The sequence below is a fragment of the Bacteroides mediterraneensis genome (assembly GCF_900128455.1).
GTDB lineage: Bacteria > Bacteroidota > Bacteroidia > Bacteroidales > Bacteroidaceae > Phocaeicola > Phocaeicola mediterraneensis.
On sequence record NZ_LT635783.1, the window covers coordinates 3,172,044 to 3,191,575 of the forward strand.

The following is a 19,532-nucleotide window of genomic DNA, read 5'->3' on the forward strand; positions in this document are numbered from 1 at the left end:
TAATTAATTAACTTCCAAATTCTCAAATAATTCGCTTCACTCTCATTTAGTTTTTCCATACACATTTATTTAAAAACAAGTTTCACTTTTTCTTCTTTTCATGCCCGTATCCATAACCATACCCGTAACCATATCCGTACCCGTAGCCATACCCGTGACGTTCCGGATTAGCCCCGTTCAGCACCAAAGCCATATTCTTCAGCTTCTTTTCCTGATACAGCTGTTCGATGTCGGGCAGCTGGCGGCGGTCCAGCTTGCCGGCACGTACCACGAAAATGGTCAGGTCGGTCACACGGTTGGCAATCGTGGCATCGGCAATCAGCCCTACCGGCACATTGTCCACAATGATGTAGTCATAGCGGCGGCGCAGCTCGTTCATCAGCTCGTCCAGCCGTACGTCCATCAGTAGTTCAGCAGGGTTGGGCGCTACCGGACCCGAACCGATAAAGTCGAACTGCTCCTTTTGCTGGATGATTTCGTCCACCTGAATGGTATTGTCCGACAGGTAGTTGGTCATCCCTTTATGGTGGTGATGCCCAAATTTCCGGCTCAATGTCCCCTTACGGATATCCAGGTCGACGATAATGACCCGCTTCTTCATGTAAGCCAGACTCATGGCCAGGTTGCGGGCAATGAAGGTCTTTCCGGCACCGATGTTGAACGAGGTAAAGGTGATGACCTGCATCGGCTTGTCTTTCTTGGCCAGAAACGCCATGTTAGTACGCAGAATACGGAAAGCCTCGGTCACGATGTCATCCCCCTGCTCTTTCACGGTAAAGGCATTCTTTCCATGCTCTTTCAAAGCCTCCTTGTCCAGCGGGATTTCGCCCAGATAAGGCACGGAAGTGGCACCTTCGATGTCTTTCCGTCCGTGCACCCGCGTATCCATGAAGAGGATGCCCAGGAAAACCACTCCCGGCAAGGCGATGCCAACCAGCACGCCCAGCAGCAGGATACGGTTCCGCTTGGGAGAGATAGGTGCGTTGCTGCCCTCTGCCCCGTCTATCACGCGGGCATTGTTGTCGGCCATGGCCTGCGAAAGCGCATTCTCTTCCCGCTTGTTCAGCAGGAACAGATAAAGTGCCTCCTTGATTTTCTGCTGGCGTTCGATAGACAACATCTTTCTTTCCTTGGTCGGGATGGCCGTCACACGGCTCTGTGCCCGCATCTCGCGGTTCTGCGCATCGTTGCGCTTCACGTCCAGACTCACAATCATGTTGTCCACCGCCCGGATGATGCTCTGCTTCATGGCATGCAAGGAGTTGTTCAGCTCCTTCACCACGGGGTTGTTCACGCTGCTGTCGTCTATCAGACGGTCACGCTTCAGCTTGGCCGCATTGTACAAGCTGATCTGGTTCTCGATGTTCATGTCGCTGATACCCGTATTCGACGGAATCAGGTCGGTTTCCTTGCTGGGGTCGGTCAGGTAGTTCTTGATAAAGCCCGCCAACCGAATCTGCGTCTCCAGTTCCAAGGCATCCGAGCTGTATTTCTGCGACTCGCTCATGTACATGCCTGCCGAAGAAGAGATGTCCACAATCTGGTTCTGCTGCTTGAACGATTCCAGGTCGGATTCCACATTGCCCAGCTCGCGTTCGATGATAATCAGACGCTCACTGATGAAATTGGCGGTATTCACTGCCACCTGGTTCTTTTCCTTGATGGCTTCTTCGTTGTACACCGTAATCAAAGTGTTCAGCACATCCTCCGCACGGGCCGGCGAACTGTCTTTCAGGGCCAGTGTCAGGATGGAAGATTCTTCCTCTTCCTGCTGGATGCCCAACCCGTTTTTATAGTAGTTCACCATTGCCTCTACCGGAAGTTTCCGCACGCGTATCGGTGTGTCCAGCCACGCCTTCTGCAAATAGTTTGTCGCCGTCACCACCACGTTTATTCCTTTGCTGATGGCCACCGTGTCGTTCAATTTCACGTCACGGGGAGCGGCGGCGATGCCCGAAAAGTCGGACAAGGAAACTGTCTTCTCGTTTTTCAGGGTCATCGTGAACGAGAAGCTCTGCTCCGGCAGCACATCCGGGAAACTGACCAACACGGGCGACTGCGTGTAAAGCTCATTCATGCGCAAGCCGTCCTCCACCTGATAGCTCACCTCGGCATGTATGCGCTGCACCACCTCACGCATCAGTTTCTTGGAGCGGAACTGCAAGATTTCGTTGGCCACATTCACCTTGTTGATGATATTGTCAAAACGGTCCAGCCCGGAAGTGGAAGTCTTGTTCGACGGGTCTTTGATGATGACCGTGGCCGAACGGAAATACACCAGCGGCGAACGGGCGTAATTGTACCAGGCGATGCCTCCGCAAATCAGGACGGAAAGCAAGAACCATTTCCACTGGGAAGCCAGATAGACAAATAAATCCACCAGGTTGAGTCCCTGGTCGTTTTTACTAGAAGATTTGGTTGTCTGCATATTGTTCTGAAAAAATAATTAGCGTTACTTTTATTTGAGTACCCACAGCAGAGAACATACTGCCGTAACCACAGACAGCAGGGTGGTACCAATCTGCCAGCCGCGGTCTTCGTTGTCTTTCTTCTTGTACTTGGGCTCTACATACACGATGTCGTTCTGCTGGAGGTAGAAGCAGGGGGAGTCGAAGATGTCCTTGCTGCGCAGGTCGTGCATGAACATCTGCCGATTGCCGTCTACCTCGCGAATCACGGCCACCCGGTCTATTCTCGCCTTGGCCGTCAGGTCGCCCGCCTTGGCAATGGCTTCCAGCAGTGTCACCCGGTCGCCGTCTACCGTGTAAGTGCCGTTACCTCCCACAGCTCCCAGCACGGTGTACTTGAAGTTCAGGAATTCGATGGAAACCAACGGGTCTTTCATGTATTCTCCCTCTTCTATCTTTTCCTTAATCAAATCGCGCACCTCGCTCACCTTCATGCCTTCGATGTGCAACTTGCCCAGAATCGGGAAATCGATGTTTCCGTCCACATCCACCCGGTAGCCTTTTTCATTGACCTTGCTCGTGGCATCCGATGTCACATTTCCGTCTGCCCCGACACGGAACGTTCCGTCGTAGATGTTGAACGGGATGGCCAGTTCCGGGTTCTTGCAACTGACCGTAATGCTCAACCGGTCGTCCCGGTGAATCACAGCCTCATATTTGTTTTCGATGGGATATTTCAGTCCCATTTCCATATCCTGCAAATACACAAAATTCTTGCGTGAAGCGCAGGAACTCAACAGTAGCAGGGCAAACAAGCTTGCCCATAAAAACGATTGTTTTCTCATAATCCAGGTATATAATAATTAAAGTATTATTCGTTTCATTCTCATTGGTCGGACGGTGACAAGGCACGGTGGCACATCAGAGCCGCCTCTTCATCGGGTCTGCATTCCAGTATCCCGACCGGAACCTGTTCGGCCAGCTGGACCAGTGTATCGTACAGGCACGAACGCAAAGCCACATCCTGACGGATGACCGAACAGCCGGGAAGGATGGCCGCAAAAGCATCCACCTCCTTCTGCCGGTAAAACCGGTTGGCCGGAGCCTGCTTCAGACGCACCATTCCCCCCAAGGGAAAACAAAGCGGCTTGTAGCAGGGAGTCTTACCGCTCCACGGAGTGCCGTAAGTATATGCCTTTCCCTGAATCATACGCAGGGTGGGGTTGTCATCGTTCAGCAGTTCCACTCCAGGCACATACTTCATCCACAGTGCCGCATGTGTGCTTTTGCCGGTCCCGCTTCTGCCCATGAAAAGGAAAGCCCGGTTTCCGCAAAAGACCGCCGAAGCATGGAGGGAAATTCCCCCACGGTAAAGCACCGCCTGCGAATAGGCAATCCGAAGTAAGGAAGATAATGCATGCCCTGCCAGCCTTTCGTTTTCATACAAATATACCTGGACAGTAGAAAAGAAAACGTCGGCCTGCATGACATGCAATCTTCCTTTTTGTTCCGCGGAAAGGGTGACACAATACCCCTCAGCTTCCTTATCATATTTATACAAACTCACATAGCCCATATCATTGACCGTACTTTCCAGCAAAGTGCCGGGAAGCACACCGGAAGGTCTTTCCGTTTCCGCCGCCGCATACACCGTACACGTCAGCAGTTTTTCTGTCTCTTCCGCCTCGTCCGGGCAACGGAAAGCGCGGAACGAGGGCAGCAAGGCATCTACATTCCATCCCTGAGGCAGGCTGATTTGCAATGTGAAACCTGCTACCGAAAAATTATATTTTATCCTCATTTGAATTGTCCTTTCAACAGACTGGATACAATCCAGAAACTTTCTTTCGGGGCATAGCGGAACGCAAACCCCATATTTCTCCGAAAAGCGCATGCCGTCTGCCACTTCCGTTTCCACGATGGAACCATCGGGCGCAGATTACCGGCATTGTACTGGCCGAAATTGCCTCCCCGCCAGATTATATCGAGCAAGGGGGAAGCCTCGGAAGCCCTGTCCGGATAAGGCAGACATTCCACCGGCAGTCCGAGATGATTCACCAGGCAGGCATGCAACAGGCTGTGCCAACGTCCCAGTCCCAGGCGAAGACTGATTCTTTTCACTTCCACGGCATCGACTTCCTGATGCAAGGTGTAGCAGGTACGGGCCAGGTCGCACAACTGCCGCAACCCGATGCCCCATCCAAGAGCATGTTTCAAGATATGCAGGCTCTGCAACAACAGATTCAGTACCGGAGAAGGCACCGTGATTTCAGTCCCGTCCTCATTTCCTAAAGAAACGTGGCTGTAGCCGTACCGAGGCACCAGCTGACCTGCATAATGCCGCAGAAAAGGATTGTGTAAATCCAGCAACCGGGTGTGATGCTCTATCGCCACGCCTTTCCAGGTATAGGCAATGCTCTGGTCGGGCATTTTTTCTTCCTGCAACTTGCAGCGGCGCACGAAATAAGAAGCCCGCTCAAAGTCCTGCCGGCTTTCAAAATAAAGATCAATGTCGCCGCATTCCCGCCACAACGGTTTTTCATACAACGAAGCCACGCCTTGTCCTTTCTGCAACACAGGGCTCACACCAATGGATGTAAACATCTTCACAAGCGACACCAGCACCTCATTCATCCGACGGTTCTTCCGCTCGATGGCATCCGTCTCCGCCATCCAGCGCACAAGCAACGGTTCCGAAGGCAACAGGTCCTCGCTCAAAGACAACACCCCTTGGAACACGATTCCGGTCACCGTCTGCTGCCGTGACAACAGATAAACCTTTTGCCACTCCGCTTCCGTCAGCGGGAAACAGGAAGCATCTTCCACTCCACGCTCCCACAAACCGGCTCTCAACAGCACAAGCAATGCCGCATGTATCTTCTCCACTGTCCGATTCTGTTTCAGTGTATGATTCTTTTAGGATTCAGTCACCACCAGTCCGAACTGCCGCCATTCCGCCAGCTGGTTTTCCACGTCGTGGAAAGCCCTTTCCCGTTCCACCTGATAGTCTCCACACAGCCGGTCGGCGAGTTCATCCGGCGAAGAGACACCTTCCGCCAGCCGTTCCCACATCCATGCCGCCGTACCATTCAGACTGTACACATGGCTCAGGTTCACATTATTCTCACACGCATCCACAATCATGTAACGGTTGCCAATCTTCCGCAACTGCAATCCTTTTCGTATTCCAAACTTGTTCTGCTCCATAATTCATCTTCCAATTAAAACTTCTTTCCTCCCAAAATGGCCGTTGCCGTCAGCCAGATAATCTTGATATCCACCCATAACGAACGGGTACGCATGTACTCCAGATCCATCCGCAGACGTTCCAACATCTTCTCCATGGTATCGGTGTACCCATTGTAGAGCGTAGCCTTGGAGAACAGTCCCGGACGCAGCTTGTACAACAGCTCATAATCCGGATTGATGGCCCTGATTTTGTCTACAAAAAACTTCCGTTCCGGGCGTGGTCCCACAAAGCTCATCTCCCCTTTCAGCACATTCCACAGCTGAGGAAGCTCATCCAAATGGTGTTCCCGCAGGAAACGTCCGATTCTGGTCAGCCGCGCATCATCTTTCTGGCATAAGGCCGGCTTTCCGTCCGACTCAGAATCCACCCTCATGGAGCGGAACTTATACAAAGTGAACGGTTTGCCTTTATATCCAATCCGTTCCTGGCTGAAGATTACCGGACCACCGTCTTCCCGTTTGATAAGCCAGGATATCAGCAAAAATACCGGTGAAAAGACAAGCAATGCCACCAGACTTCCCGCTATATCCGCCACACGCTTTATCCTGCAGGAAGTAACCGACATTCCCTCCCCAAAATAATAAGTGCCGCTTGCCATATATGCCATCATAGCTTTCGACATGACATCTTCTTCATTAACCTTTTTCATAACTCCAAATATATCGTTAAACATCTCTCTATCATACGTTCTTTGGTGAACAGGTCCCGATAACGCTTTCTCGCCCCTTCGGAAAACCGCCGATAGGTTTCCGCGTCTCCTGTCACCTTCTCAATGGCCTCCGCCAGCTCCTGCGCCTTTTCCGGTTCCACATTCAAACCCGACACGCCCTCCTGGTTCACCCAGGAAACCCCCGACTGAGGAATTCGTGTGGCCACCACCGGCTTGCCGCACGACATCGCCTCTATCTGTACGATGCCGAACGCCTCCGTCTTCTGTACACTGCTCAGGCAGAACACGTCACAAGCTCCATAATAGGCCGGTAAATCCTCGTCACTGACCCGTCCCAACAGCTTTACTTTCTCTTGCAGGTTCAAATCCTCTATCTGCCGTTGCAACTCTTCCTCCAAGGCTCCCGTGCCGCCAATCAGCACCACATAGTCCTCGCTCAGATACCGGGCTGCCTCGACCAGGAAACAAAATCCTTTGTAAGCCACCAGCCGCCCTAGGGAGAACACGATTTTCTTCCCCGGATATTGCTTCCGGACAGCCTCTACAGCTTCGGGTACAGACACCACGGGCACCACCCCTATGGGCAGGCAAACCGTCTTTTCCTGCACCTCCTGCAAGCAAGGCGATTCGGCCAGATAGACGGGAGAAGTCCCCACAATCTTATCGGCCCGGCGCAACAGCCATTGCTGTAGCGGGCGATACAATTTCAACAGGATTTTCTGCTTCTGAATGTCACTGTGCCAGTGTAGTACCACCTTCCCTCTATACCCCGAAAGAAAAAGGGCCAAACAGGCCATCGGGTCGGGATGATGCACATGGATAATATCGTATTCCCCACAAATCTTCCGCAACGTGAAAATCATGGAAGGCGAAATCATGGTCGCACACGCCTTTACCCACGTCCGGCAACAGATGAGCCGGGCATATTCGTTCAACCGGATGTTCCGGTCGCCCCCCTCTTCTGCCGCACAAAGCATGTCACAAGGTATGTGCCTTTCCGACAATCCCCTCATCAAATCAAACGCCACCTTTTCCACCCCACCCCGTATCGGATAGAATTTCCCCAGTTGCAGCACTTTCATCTTATCTGGATTCATACACCCACAATTTATTTTTCAATTCTGTATCTTTATCTATTTTTCGGACGGGCATTTCCGCTGTTTCACCAGCTCCGGATAGTTTCTCCGGACATACCCTCCCAAACTCTTCTCGTTCAAGTCCAGCCGCCGTGCAATTTCTTTCAGTGTATCCGTCGTAGTGGCATACAGACGTATCGCCTCCGCATATTTGTCTTCACTTCGATGTAACACCTTCCGCCCTTCTTCCGTCACCGTCATCCCCTGCCGGCGGGCCAGTTCCGGCTCATATTTGTGAAGGTAGTTTCTGAACGTTTCCGGATGCAGATGAAATTCCGCAGCCACCTGTGCCACCGCCCGTGGATTCGCTTTCAGGCTTTCAATCGCCTCTGCATATTTGGCTGTCACTGTCTTCATCCGTCGGCGTTCCCGGCACAAATTCGTATGTGCGTCTATCGGTCCTGTTATACCAGCACGCTCAGCCACCAACTCTTTATGCCACTTATGCAGATAAAAACGAAAGCCCTCAGCCGGTACCCCCGTACGCCGCACAATCTCTTTCAGCGTCAAGGCCGTATCTTTGTAAAGCGCCAACGCCTCCGCATATTTCCGTTCCGTCTGCGGTAAAGGCCGGTAGATACGTCCGTTCCCCGTCAGATTTCCCTGCAATTGGCATCCCTTTGCCGCTTTCCGGGATTCCCTTTTCTGCTGCAGCAATTCTTTATGGTAAAAACGCAAATACTGCATCAATCCCCCCACCGAAAGCTGGCACACATCCGCAATCTCCGGCAGCGTCGTATTCGTGGTCTGGTATAATTTCACGGCTTCCGCATACTGTTCCACACTCTCCATGCGTGCCCCACGCCGGAGGTTGTCATTAATTCCCAGCCGGACACGTACCTTCTCACGCCACACCAGCGTATCCTCATAATGAATATGCATGAAATTGGCCAGCGAAGCCCCGTCCACTCCAAACTTACGTGCCACCTGAGACAGGTTCAAATCGATATATTCCAAAGAATCACAAGCTGCTACAGCCTCCTTGTACTTCTCATGTGCATTCACATTCTGTTGGCCGACAGCCTTAATCTTCAGGTTCTCCAGCTGCTTTCCCTCCGCTGAAATATGATTTCGCTTCAGTACCAGCTCCCGCCAGTAACGACGCAGATAATTCCCCAATCCCCCTACCGACACACGGCAGGCTTCTGCAATGTCCGCCAGTGTCTGGTCGGTATCCGCATACAGCTCCACCGCCTTCTCATATTTGCAATGAAGCGCATGCCGGCGCAACAACCTTTCCTTTTCTTTGCCCGTCAAGGAAAAGGTTTCCGATTCAAAGCCCTCAAGAGGATTCATAGTGATTGGGTTTCGTGCGGTTACCCCCGCATTGTCAGTTCGTCGTACAAACGGATATAATCCGCATAACGGTCTTCTTTCTTGAAATGCGCCAACGCATATTCCCGGCACCGGCCTTGGTAATAAGCTTTTCCCCGCTGTTCCACCTGCCGTGCCGCTTCCAACAAGCCTTGCCAGTCACCTTGTTCCACCACAAAGCCCGTCTCTTCCGTCACCGCTTCCACACTTCCCCCCGTCCGGTACGTCACTACGGGAGTACCACAGGCAATCGCCTCCATATTCACCGTAGGATAATTATCCTGCCAGGTGGGATTGATGAACGCATCCGCAGCCGCATACAGTTCCGCCAGCTGCCGTATATTTTCTGTCCGGGCTATCCCGACCACCTTGCCGGGCAGTCTTTTTCTTTCTTCCGGCTTGACTCCTACCAGCACAATGAGCTCATCCTCCCGCAACCGTTCCGCCATCTGGATGAAATCGTCCAGCCCCTTCTCCTTACTCCAGATACTGGCTACCCCCAGCAGCACATGCTTGTTTCCCAGTCCATACTTCTTCCTTACTTCCGTGGAGTCATACACCTGAAACGCCTCCGTATTGATGCCATTGTGAATCACCCGGAAATCATATCCGCGGAAAAACGATTGCTGCATCTCCGACTTAATCCACTCGGACACCGGCACCATAACCAACCGGTCTTTCGGCATGGAAGTAAACGCCTTCCGCTTGTCCTCATAATTTTGTTCGCTCCGGTCATGCCACAAACTCGTCGGGAACAGTCCGCGCTGCGGGCAATCATGACACCCTTCCTGCCAACGGTTGCACCGCACATACGAATAATAATAACAATGCCCCGTGTACAACCAGCAGTCGTGTACCGTCCATACCACCGGGATGTCACATTTTGCCAGATAATCGAACAAAATCCGGTAATTCAGGAAATACCCATGAATGTTGTGGATATGAATCACGTCTGGCTTTATCTGTTCCATCCGTCGGATAAACTGCCGGGTAGCCCCCGAAGAAGCCAGTCCGTGTGCGTCCAGCAACCGCGTTTTCACGCCGTGCCACGCCACGCTCCACTTGTTGCCCACCGGCACCAGTTTCGAGGTGCACGGCTTGATGCCATCCCGTCCGCGGCTGTAGGCAATATAGCTTTCCCAACCATTCCGAATGGCCAGTTCCCCAATTTCCTGCATGATACGTCCCGTTGAAGTAGAGATCCTCAACACAGGATTTATCTGAAGCAATTTTTTCATCGTGCTGTAATAGAAGTAAACAAGCGGATCCATCGTGCCATGACCGCTTCTTCCGAGTATGTGTCGACCACCTTCCGTGCATTCCGTGACAACATTCTGCGGTAAGTCTCATCCGTCATCACCTCCATCATGGCATTGGCCAACGCCTTAATATCCCCCTCGGGCACCAGCAAACCGTTTATTCCGTGCTGGATAATATCTTTCGGACCACATTTACAGTCAAATGAAACTACCGGTACTCCACATGACATAGCTTCTACTAAAACCATGCCAAATCCTTCATAATGTGAACTCATCACTAACAAAGAACTTTGAGCATACTCATTCATAATAGCATTCGTAGGTGGATTTATCCGAGCTGTATCTTGCAATCCTTTTTCATCTATCATGTGCTGAAGCATTTCTCGCCATTCCCCTTGGCCGAAAATATCCAGCCGCCAGTCCGTCAGTTTCCCTGTGCCCTGTATCCATTCCCAAGCTTCAATCAGGCGGTCGAACCCTTTCTGGTAATCCAGCCGTCCCACCGCAATGACCCGTTTGTTCGTCACGTCCGAGTAGCTTTCGCTCACCTGCATGGCCGCATTGGGAATCACCTCGATGTTCGGCAGGTTTCCCCAATATCCCTTGTCTTCGTGGGTCAGCACCACGAATTTGTCAAACCTCCGAACAATCCGTTCATCCTGACGAGTGCGTAGCTTGTCAATCCATCCCAACAAGCCCTTCCGGCCATACTGTAAACGGAAAAACTTACAGAAATGCAGTTCGAGCACCTTCTTGCTTCCATCCTTGATGCCCGGAATGAAGGACGATTCCGAAGGGTAAAGCGACACCACGATGTCCGGCCTTTCTTTTTCAAGCAGTGCCGTCAGTTTCCGTTTGTGCTCCTTCCGCTTGCGGAGATAGCCAAAAATCTTTTTCCACACCCCTTTGTCATTGTCGTCCGAATAGTTGATGTCCAGATCGGTCATCCGTACCTTCTCCGGAAAGGGATAGAACGGAGGACGGTGATGCTGGTCGGTAGTAACTACCGAAATCTCCCATCCTGGAAGCTGGGAAAGGTACGTCACTTTGTTCAACAGTACACGTTCCATTCCGCCGGGGTTACATGTGGAGTGGGTGCAATAGAGGATTTTCATTGATTCTTCAATCCTTTTTATTCACAAGTTGAGGCTTATCCCCAAATAATAAAAACGCAAGATACGATTTCTTTAAAGATATATAGGAATTTACACATACACTAAACCATATAACTCCAATTGACAAAAGTGGGAAAATCAAAATTATATAGATTGCAGAATGTTCTAAATCTGCTTGAATAAATCGTATCGTGATAATCTCTACAATTACTGTCTGAATAACATAAATACCTAACGTATATTTTCCGCTATCTGCCCACTTTTTCAGCAGCCCCCACAACCTGATATTTCTAAATAACTTATAGGATCCAATAATAAAAAACACTGAAGCCGCAATTCCTACAATCATGTTAAGATAACGACGACCCACAATATCCAATAAAAACAAAAAATTTGATTCTATTGACATTAAACCACTAAATAAAGCTTGACGTATCCCTTTACCTGTTATCCAATATTCAGGAGAGAAAGATAAATATAGCGATAATATTAAAAAGAAAGTCCCAGAAATCCATAAGACCAATTTTAAATTATTCAACAAACAATTGAAATATTTATAGATAAACATGCCACATAAAAAACATGGAAACATTATAAAAACATTCCACAGCAAACAAATCTGACTAATCAAAAGTGATAAAATAATATATAATACCCGATTCCCTTTCTTTTTATATGCCAAATATCCTAAAAGAGAACAGATAAAAAGGCTCTTGAAAAACCATAAATCATTGATTAATGTTGCTTTTAACATTGATAAAGACCAAGTATTATCCGCCATTAAACCTTTTACTAAAAAGATTATCATAAGCCAATTTATACAAGGTAACATTACTCGCATAAAACGTTTTGTAAAATATTCTTTAAATGTATTTTTCTCATAGCCTTTACCAGCAAAGAGTCCTGCTAGAGTCATAAACAATGGCATATGAAAAGTCTGAATCCATGCAAATACCGGACATTCAAAAGGAGACCAACTTACCATATATTGTAAAAAATGTCCCATTATCACAAGAAAAATAGCAAAAGTTTTAAGTAAGTCCCATGCCTCAACACGATGATAATTTATTTCTTTTTTATCCATTCCATAGATTGGTTTTTATTATTGACAACACTTAAAGCCTTTAAAACAAAAAGATTTCATCTTTTTTACAATTATAGAACAAAAATGAGCAACATTATATCCGAATAACCGTCTTATCAATCTAAAAATTTTTTTATCCATCGGATACCATGAAGCTGCAAAATGATGAATGGAATATGTATACGAAGAAACCGGACATTTAAAGCTATTAGGATATTTAGGTGAAAAATATGTTGCGGGAAACACACAAAATATATTTTCATCTTTTATAAAATCAGAAGGATATTTCATACGTATATATTTGTATTTCTTATTAATATTGCCTGACATGATTACAGGCAATGTTATCATATCAAAAACACCATTTACATTAAAATGTCTGTTATCATAGTACTCCATCATTTCCTTCATAAATTTCCAGCCCTTTTCACATCCCATAACAGCAGGTTCTATATTACCCCCCTGTTCTTCACCTATAAAATAAGAAAGATGAAGAAGATCATCAAATGGTTTTAAGATTTCCACGTCAGAATCCAAATAAATTCCTCCTTCTGTATACAATGCATAACAACGAATATAATCTGCAGCAAATGCATATTTTCGTGACTCAAAAGCCTCTTTGCACCACACAGAAGAATCTATATCAAAACGTGATAAATTCCATAAACGTATTTCGTAATCAGGAAGTTTATCCTTCCACGAATTAATGCAATATGCTATTTTTGAAGGATATTCATCGTTTGAAAGCCAGCAAAAATGGATTATTTTAGGTATCATATAAACAAATATAAAGTATTTTTTACTATCAATAGTATACCAATTCTATATTGTTTCAATGTATCCATTTGTATTGATATCATCACTTTCCTTAACATCATTAATACACAAAAAAGGAGCAAATACCAAGAATATATCTGTAGAGACTTTAATCCAAATAGATAATCCTAATATAAGAATAGCTATAAATAAGAGTCGATTTTTTTCTATCCCTTTTATACATTCATTACATACAATGATAAAAAAAAGAATAAATGAGGAAAGGCCTATCAATCCAAAATAAAAGATAAAGCGAGAATATCCTGCATCCGTATTCATATAAAAACCATAATCGGCAGGGCCTATATAGTAGGGATCATTTGATCCACTTGCCATATATCCATCACCAATTATCCAAGTTCTAAAATTGTCAGGGAATATCATTCCTTCTGATAACATATTGGTAGAATTAGTCTCAAAAGTACCATGTTCAAAATAATTAAAGAAGGCTTCAAATCCGAATCTTAACAATTTATGCATTTCCGGACTTACATTATATAGCCCGACGCAGATAATCACTCCAATAATGACCACTAAGCCGGCAATAGATAGAAAAGAACGGATAGAGGTTGCCTCAATCTTTCGATCAGAACAAAGAGAGAAGACTAAATAAGCGATGGCTATGGCTGCTCCTACGATGGTAGTACGTCCAATCATATTACCTATTACCAAGATATAGAAAAAGGATCCCAGCAGGCCCATAAACACCCACCAGGCTTTCTGGCGTTTGATAGACTGTAAAATCACATAAGCCAGTATGATGAGTATGGCGCCTAAGCGACCTCCACCGACATCTAAGGCACAACCTATTCCATGAATTCTACCTTCAATTCCTATCATGTATTTCTCTCCAGTAACAATACTATTAACTGCATTATTAATAAATGGGAAATAATTTATTAGCATACCGAGTGTACATTGTAATAAAGCTACCGCCACCAAATAGTTACCAATCGTTTCTACAGATACTTCCCCATGTACCTGACGCATGAGATATACGCAAAAATAAGCGGCAAACAACCATACCCACATGGAAATAATATAACTTAAATAAGAATTATCAGGCGTATTATTTATAGTCATTGAAAGGAAACTACAAAATGAAACGCCTAAGGCCCCTATAGAGATTCTAAAGAGTTTATTCTCAAAAAACTGCGTATGGTTGTTTGAGCGATCTATCACAAAAATAATCAAACCTAAAGCCGCCAAAATCATTTTTGTGTTTACAGACGGTAAAAAGGTAAAGAAAAAAGGAAAGAAGAAAAAACTAGTTAATATAGTTATTATAGAAACTTGTATTGCTCTTATCATTATTTTTTACTCTGATTTATGAATTTATTATGGCCATACTATTGTACATTTTCTAGCTATCAGATTAAATAACTATTTATATATAACACCATACACTAAATGACATATTAATTGATAATGTAACCATACTGCCCAATATAAGTGATAGCGTGCACATATTTGGACCATCCTACTCCTTAATGATATATTTTTATTCTTGAGAATATACTGATTAGCTTCAGGATATAAATTATTCCATAGACGATACAGAGACATCTTGGAAGACATTATCAATAAGGGGTATTTTGCTTCAAGTTTTAAGAATGCTATTTCTGCATCAAACTTATGTCCATAAGTATTATATAAATATTTTTCTATTCTAGATACATTATATTTTAAATCCTCCCAATATTTTTCTGAATAATTACTACTAATAGCAGAAGTGTTTAGTTTTACATAATGATAAAATGCTTTAGGCAAATATATAACCTTTTGAGCATGTACAAACAGCAGCATCATTGTCATATCTTCTCCCATAGCATATCCTGAAGGAAATGTTATATGATTCTTGGCATAAAGTTCTCGGTTTACCAATTTATTCCAGACATTAAACTTCATTCTTCCACCCAACATGGCTTTTAAAGCTTCTTCGGCAGTTGCAAAGTTTGGTTGCTTCATATAGCGTTCTGATTTCTCAAAAGTCAGATACCAGTCACACCACACGATATCTGCACCAGTTTCCGTAGCTTTGTTATAAAGCTGTTCAAGCATTTCCGAATCCACGAAATCATCGCTGTCACAATGAAAGATATACTCTCCTTCAGCCACAGAAAGTCCAGTGTTGCGAGCTGCCGGCAGTCCTTTATTCTCAGTATGTGTCAGAATCCTGACGTGGCTACTTCGTTCGGGATACTCAGCAAGAACAGTACGTAACATGGTGAGGCTGTTATCAGGTGAGGCATCATCTACAAAGATATATTCCACATCCGCCAACGTTTGCTCCATCAACGACCGCGCACATCGCTCTATAAATTTTTCAACTTTATAAACTGGTATAATAACCGAAACTTTATATTCCATCCTATCGTGATTTTATACTGCCAACCAGTTTTTACACAAAATTCTTTCAGAAGTGAATTCTGCACAGCTGTCCGAATTAAACCACACCTTGGGTGCAATGACAGTCTTACCAGAATACACGTTCAGGAATGCACTCCACCAACTATAAGTACTGTTGGATATAATATTATGTTTACACACACTCATCAACTGCATGTCAAAATGACTACCCCAGCCACTGGCGGGATTCCCTTCTACCAGCGTGTAGGGGAAGTCATTAAAATGCTCTTTCACCCATGCCGGATTATCGGTGAAGACATAAAACTTAGGATGGCTCACCTTCTCGGTAATCAGCCGGATTGCCCTTTGATAATATTCCACGGGACAGGTGTTCTGATACCATACTCGCTGTGCGTAGTCCTCTCCTTTGCGGACGTGAATACCAACAGACTCACAGGCAGACATTTCTTTTTCCAGTCTTTGGTTTCGTTCGTCGGTAAAAGGCTTAAAAGTGAAACAACGTTTCACATCCTTTTCTACGGCTTCCACCATCTTCGCATTCTGAAATACACCGATGATATATTGGTTTTTTTTGTCACAAACAGGCAGGTCAGCGTCAAAGGCCGTAGGCATATTAATCACACCAGTGAGAAAAGGTAGATATCTGCGACGAATCTTGGATAAGAAATCAGAGCCTCCTCCCAGTCTCAGCACATTCCAGGAAGAAGCTTGGTCTATCTTTGCCTCTGGGAAGATGTCGTACCAGGCCACTTTCTCATGAGCCAGCTTGGCCGAATGATAGAAATCCACCTGTACTTGGTAACCCTGATGTTTCAGGAAGAGGTAATAGCTATATTGGAACATCCGGTTGGCAAGGCCGCAGGCCATATTTACAATAACAGACATATAGAACGTTCTTAGAATGATAATTTAAACCACAATGCAATGGAGAAGCCTTTACAAAATATCTTTTCCAATATGGGATATTGGGCTATTCTTCTCCATAATCGGATATGGAGATTAAGCGAATTGATATATTGATACAGGAAAGGAGCATTGACTTTGAATTTCCGGTCAAACTCTCTAATAAGGGCCTTGTCTATTTTGGATGTATTAGTGAAATAAGTAAGGTAGATGTCCTGTACATTCGGACGGATCCGGGCATCCAAATAGGCTTTAACAGCAGGGGATACCTTCTGATACAGTCTTTCATATTGAATAGCCATGTCTAACGCACATTTGATACGGTCTACCATCTTCTTTATTTTAACTGCAGGGTCTACGGTTTGTCCTACACGGCCTATCAAGTATTTATAGACAGGCCGGTTAAAGATACCCACGGTCTTCACAGTAGCCATGGGACTAAAAATCCATTGCTGGTCTGTATAAGAAATACCTTCCGTTTGGGAATATCCAGAACTCAACAGTAATTCTCTTCTATATGTGACAGCATGCATTTCCATATCCTTAAAACGATTTGTAGAACAAATCTGTTCCATGGGAATTAAGGATTTACCGAAATTGTAAGATATCTTTTTGGTTTCTATCCGATCTTCATTGACTAGTGTGAAATCAGAAAGCGCTAAATCCACGTCATGCTCTGCAAGGAATGAGACGAAATCGTCCAGATTCTCGGTATTTACGCTGTCATCGGCATCTACCACCTTTACATATTTTGCTGTGGCGACCGGTAGGGCAGCATTGATACAAGAACCATAATTCCCGTTTTTCTTATTTATAATCTTAAAGACATCTTCAGCGCAGGAAACATATTTCTTGGCAATATCCAATGACTTATCGGTACTTCCGTCATTCACAATCAAAACCTCAAGCTTGTTAAGGTTCTTATGAATCAGAAATGAGTCCATACAATATGCGAGATATTTCTCCATATTGTATGTCGGTACGATGATTGATAAAACTTTCTGGGACATTTCCATCTGATTTATTGGATAATAAATCCTGTTTTTCTATCTTTTAAACGCTGCTCCCGTAAGAATTCCAGCAGAATCTCCGGAATGAACCGCTTTATGCGTGCATGCGGAATCTTCCGCGGAGGCACTCGTCTGTACGGAGAGGGAAGGCTCTCAAGCTCAACCTGTTTGGATTGTATGTTTTGCATGATGCTTTGCACGGAATCGGAAATATCTTTCATCATGGAATCCTTATTCCAACTTTCAATGCAGATTCGGCCGTATTTCTCGAGAATCCCCATTTTGTCCAGTTCTTCACGCTGCGTGAAGAATGCGAAGTGTGCTACAATGGCATCTCCATTCCAAGCATTTGACACTCCTTGTGAGGTAGGATATATGCAAGACAGAAATTCCTCATCGTCTCCCGGTACCTTTCCTTCTATTTTCTTCATCTCGTCTCCGAACCACAATACAGCATTAATGGAAAATCGGGTCATGCCCATTTCTCTCTTGCCAAGGTGTAATTCGTTCCATTTCCCGGCCTTTAGATAGTTTTGTATGAACCAAAGGTGTAGGTCACTGGCAAAAAAGCCGTTCTCCCAAAGCACGGGATGAGAAGAGGCTGCCGAATAATATTGGTCCAATTTTATTTTACCTGCAACTTGCAACAAATAGGTGGATAACGAGTTATTAATGACGAGCGGAGAGACCAGGAAGTAGTGAGGATTCTCAACTCTAAACCGAACCATCTTTTCTATCAATTCCGGTTCCATCCACACTACATCATCATCCAGTTTAAAGTAAATCGTATCTGGTTCTATGCAGGCCTTATAAAAAGCATTAATACTTTCGTTGCCATTCACGACGCCGTCCGGTTGCCAGACAAGGTTCACGACGGGAAAGCGGTGTGCTATCTGTTTAAAAAATTCGATATCGGCTCCGTTGTGGGTATTGATCCAGATATCATATCGGTCTACAATAGGAGAAGACACGATATAAGGTATCAGATACTGCATGTATCGCCGGCGTCCTGCTGCGGTATTGACTACCACTTTATAGTTCTTGTACATGATAGATTAAAATTTGAAGTGTTTCAACACCGACTCTATAGTAGGAGCCATATCGTAATATTTATATTCTGCTAATCTACCTCCGAATATAACGTTTGGCTCCTGGTCTGCCAAATGTTTATATTTCTGATATAAGTCAGAGTTACGGCTGTCGTTTACTGGGTAATATGGCTCCATGCCCGGCTTCCATTCCGTGGAGTATTCTTTTGAAATCACAGTCTTAGGACACTTGTCCACTTCCTGTCCGAACATCTCGAAATGCTTATGTTCGATGATACGGGTATACGGTACCTCCCGCTCTGTATAGTTCACGACGGCATTACCTTGATAATTAGCCGTATCGAGCGTCTCCGTCTCGAACTTTACAGTCCGGTATTCCAGCTTGCCATAGCAATAGTCAAAATACTCATCTATGGCACCAGTATAGACCAGCTTGTCTGCAATCTCATGCCATGTATCCTTCAGTGTCGAGAAGTCCATGCCTGTACGTGTTTCTACACCATCCAGCAAGCCCTCGATCAGTCTGTTATATCCACCGATGGGAATTCCTTGGTACTTGTCGTTAAAATAGTTGTTGTCGAACACCAGACGTACGGGTAGGCGCTTGATGATGAATGCCGGCAGTTCCGTACATTTACGTCCCCACTGCTTCTCCGTGTAGCCTTTTATCAGCTTCTCATAGATATCCTTTCCTATGAGGACCTGTGCCTGCTCCTCCAGATTCCTCGGTTCCGTCACTCCGTCCGCCTTCATCTTGGCCACGGCCTCGGCTTTCTGTTCCTCTATCTTGGCCACGGCCTCGTCTGGGGTCGTTACTCCCCACATCTGGTAAAAGGTGTTCATATTGAACGGCAGGTTATACAACTTACCTTTATAATTGGCTACGGGAGAGTTGGTATAACGGTTGAATTCAACCAGCGAATTGACAAAATTCCATACTCGTTTATTAGATGTATGGAAGATATGGGCACCATATTTGTGGACATGAATACCTTCCACTTCTTCACAATAGATATTGCCGCCTAAATGAGCACGCTTGTCAATCACCAGACATTTTTTCCCTTGCTGATGAGCTAAATATGCGAATGTGGCTCCAAACAGGCCAGAGCCAACTATCAGATAATCGTATCCTTTCATACCAAGATTAT

At 45.7% G+C, this 19,532-nt stretch carries 18 protein-coding genes; all 18 read right to left on the minus strand.

Annotation, left to right across the window (positions count from 1 at the left end):
- Window positions 1–82 precede the first annotated feature (82 nt).
- Complete coding sequence (locus BQ7480_RS13510) at window positions 83–2,428, minus strand: GumC family protein (RefSeq protein WP_072543281.1); 2,346 nt, start codon at window positions 2,426–2,428, stop codon at window positions 83–85.
- Window positions 2,429–2,458: 30 nt separating this feature from the next.
- Window positions 2,459–3,253 carry a polysaccharide biosynthesis/export family protein gene (locus tag BQ7480_RS13515; RefSeq protein WP_072543282.1) on the minus strand — a complete coding sequence of 265 codons (795 nt, stop codon included), beginning with the start codon at window positions 3,251–3,253 and terminating at the stop codon, window positions 2,459–2,461.
- Window positions 3,254–3,294: 41 nt separating this feature from the next.
- Window positions 3,295–4,209 carry a hypothetical protein gene (locus BQ7480_RS13520; protein ID WP_072543283.1) on the minus strand — a complete coding sequence of 305 codons (915 nt, stop codon included), beginning with the start codon at window positions 4,207–4,209 and terminating at the stop codon, window positions 3,295–3,297.
- Window positions 4,206–5,294: a nucleotidyltransferase family protein gene (locus BQ7480_RS13525; protein ID WP_072543284.1), complete on the minus strand. Its 1,089-nt coding sequence runs from the start codon at window positions 5,292–5,294 to the stop codon at window positions 4,206–4,208. The genes BQ7480_RS13520 and BQ7480_RS13525 overlap by 4 nt, the downstream gene beginning before the upstream one ends.
- A 30-nt stretch (window positions 5,295–5,324) precedes the next feature.
- Window positions 5,325–5,615: a PqqD family protein gene (locus tag BQ7480_RS13530; RefSeq protein ID WP_072543285.1), complete on the minus strand. Its 291-nt coding sequence runs from the start codon at window positions 5,613–5,615 to the stop codon at window positions 5,325–5,327.
- Between the two features lie 14 nt (window positions 5,616–5,629).
- Window positions 5,630–6,256, minus strand: coding sequence for a sugar transferase (locus BQ7480_RS13535; protein ID WP_374045596.1), 627 nt, complete (start codon window positions 6,254–6,256; stop codon window positions 5,630–5,632).
- Window positions 6,257–6,303: 47 nt separating this feature from the next.
- Window positions 6,304–7,425: a glycosyltransferase family 4 protein gene (locus BQ7480_RS13540; RefSeq protein ID WP_139255784.1), complete on the minus strand. Its 1,122-nt coding sequence runs from the start codon at window positions 7,423–7,425 to the stop codon at window positions 6,304–6,306.
- Between the two features lie 36 nt (window positions 7,426–7,461).
- Window positions 7,462–8,760, minus strand: a complete 1,299-nt coding sequence (locus BQ7480_RS13545; protein WP_235816688.1) for a hypothetical protein — start codon at window positions 8,758–8,760, stop codon at window positions 7,462–7,464.
- A gap of 20 nt (window positions 8,761–8,780) precedes the next feature.
- On the minus strand, window positions 8,781–9,956 hold the full coding sequence (locus BQ7480_RS13550; RefSeq protein WP_161946439.1) for a glycosyltransferase: 1,176 nt from the start codon (window positions 9,954–9,956) through the stop codon (window positions 8,781–8,783).
- Between the two features lie 56 nt (window positions 9,957–10,012).
- The gene (locus BQ7480_RS13555; protein ID WP_235816689.1) at window positions 10,013–11,107 is read right to left on the minus strand and encodes a glycosyltransferase family 4 protein; all 1,095 of its coding nucleotides are present in this window, start codon (window positions 11,105–11,107) and stop codon (window positions 10,013–10,015) included.
- Window positions 11,108–11,159: 52 nt separating this feature from the next.
- Window positions 11,160–12,236: an acyltransferase family protein gene (locus tag BQ7480_RS13560; protein WP_072543289.1), complete on the minus strand. Its 1,077-nt coding sequence runs from the start codon at window positions 12,234–12,236 to the stop codon at window positions 11,160–11,162.
- Between the two features lie 18 nt (window positions 12,237–12,254).
- Window positions 12,255–13,013 (minus strand): glycosyltransferase family 32 protein, encoded by a 759-nt coding sequence (locus BQ7480_RS13565; RefSeq protein WP_072543290.1) that lies wholly within the window; start codon window positions 13,011–13,013, stop codon window positions 12,255–12,257.
- 45 nt (window positions 13,014–13,058) lie between these two features.
- Window positions 13,059–14,363 (minus strand): hypothetical protein, encoded by a 1,305-nt coding sequence (locus BQ7480_RS13570; RefSeq protein ID WP_139255785.1) that lies wholly within the window; start codon window positions 14,361–14,363, stop codon window positions 13,059–13,061.
- Between the two features lie 72 nt (window positions 14,364–14,435).
- Complete coding sequence (locus BQ7480_RS13575) at window positions 14,436–15,422, minus strand: glycosyltransferase family 2 protein (protein WP_072543292.1); 987 nt, start codon at window positions 15,420–15,422, stop codon at window positions 14,436–14,438.
- A 12-nt stretch (window positions 15,423–15,434) separates the two neighbouring features.
- Window positions 15,435–16,307: an alpha-1,2-fucosyltransferase gene (locus BQ7480_RS13580; RefSeq protein ID WP_083581831.1), complete on the minus strand. Its 873-nt coding sequence runs from the start codon at window positions 16,305–16,307 to the stop codon at window positions 15,435–15,437.
- A gap of 11 nt (window positions 16,308–16,318) precedes the next feature.
- Complete coding sequence (locus tag BQ7480_RS13585) at window positions 16,319–17,341, minus strand: glycosyltransferase (protein ID WP_072543294.1); 1,023 nt, start codon at window positions 17,339–17,341, stop codon at window positions 16,319–16,321.
- 5 nt (window positions 17,342–17,346) lie between these two features.
- Window positions 17,347–18,384: a hypothetical protein gene (locus tag BQ7480_RS13590; protein ID WP_072543295.1), complete on the minus strand. Its 1,038-nt coding sequence runs from the start codon at window positions 18,382–18,384 to the stop codon at window positions 17,347–17,349.
- Window positions 18,385–18,390: 6 nt separating this feature from the next.
- Entirely contained in the window at window positions 18,391–19,521 is a 1,131-nt protein-coding gene (gene glf, locus BQ7480_RS13595) for a UDP-galactopyranose mutase (RefSeq protein WP_072543296.1), read from the minus strand.
- Window positions 19,522–19,532: the final 11 nt, after the last annotated feature.

Excerpts from the sequence above, each read along its gene's own strand:
- BQ7480_RS13510 (WP_072543281.1), bottom strand. The coding sequence starts at position 2,428 with ATGCAGACAACCAAATCTTCTAGTAAAAACGACCAGGGACTCAACCTG.
- BQ7480_RS13515 (WP_072543282.1), bottom strand. The coding sequence starts at position 3,253 with ATGAGAAAACAATCGTTTTTATGGGCAAGCTTGTTTGCCCTGCTACTG.
- BQ7480_RS13520 (WP_072543283.1), bottom strand. The coding sequence starts at position 4,209 with ATGAGGATAAAATATAATTTTTCGGTAGCAGGTTTCACATTGCAAATC.
- BQ7480_RS13530 (WP_072543285.1), bottom strand. The coding sequence starts at position 5,615 with ATGGAGCAGAACAAGTTTGGAATACGAAAAGGATTGCAGTTGCGGAAG.
- BQ7480_RS13535 (WP_374045596.1), bottom strand. The coding sequence starts at position 6,256 with ATGGCAAGCGGCACTTATTATTTTGGGGAGGGAATGTCGGTTACTTCC.
- BQ7480_RS13540 (WP_139255784.1), bottom strand. The coding sequence starts at position 7,425 with ATGAATCCAGATAAGATGAAAGTGCTGCAACTGGGGAAATTCTATCCG.
- BQ7480_RS13545 (WP_235816688.1), bottom strand. The coding sequence starts at position 8,760 with ATGAATCCTCTTGAGGGCTTTGAATCGGAAACCTTTTCCTTGACGGGC.
- BQ7480_RS13550 (WP_161946439.1), bottom strand. The coding sequence starts at position 9,956 with ATGCAGGAAATTGGGGAACTGGCCATTCGGAATGGTTGGGAAAGCTAT.
- BQ7480_RS13555 (WP_235816689.1), bottom strand. The coding sequence starts at position 11,107 with ATGGAACGTGTACTGTTGAACAAAGTGACGTACCTTTCCCAGCTTCCA.
- BQ7480_RS13560 (WP_072543289.1), bottom strand. The coding sequence starts at position 12,236 with ATGGATAAAAAAGAAATAAATTATCATCGTGTTGAGGCATGGGACTTA.
- BQ7480_RS13565 (WP_072543290.1), bottom strand. The coding sequence starts at position 13,013 with ATGATACCTAAAATAATCCATTTTTGCTGGCTTTCAAACGATGAATAT.
- BQ7480_RS13570 (WP_139255785.1), bottom strand. The coding sequence starts at position 14,363 with ATGATAAGAGCAATACAAGTTTCTATAATAACTATATTAACTAGTTTT.
- BQ7480_RS13575 (WP_072543292.1), bottom strand. The coding sequence starts at position 15,422 with ATGGAATATAAAGTTTCGGTTATTATACCAGTTTATAAAGTTGAAAAA.
- BQ7480_RS13580 (WP_083581831.1), bottom strand. The coding sequence starts at position 16,307 with ATGTCTGTTATTGTAAATATGGCCTGCGGCCTTGCCAACCGGATGTTC.
- BQ7480_RS13585 (WP_072543294.1), bottom strand. The coding sequence starts at position 17,341 with ATGGAAATGTCCCAGAAAGTTTTATCAATCATCGTACCGACATACAAT.
- BQ7480_RS13590 (WP_072543295.1), bottom strand. The coding sequence starts at position 18,384 with ATGTACAAGAACTATAAAGTGGTAGTCAATACCGCAGCAGGACGCCGG.
- glf (WP_072543296.1), bottom strand. The coding sequence starts at position 19,521 with ATGAAAGGATACGATTATCTGATAGTTGGCTCTGGCCTGTTTGGAGCC.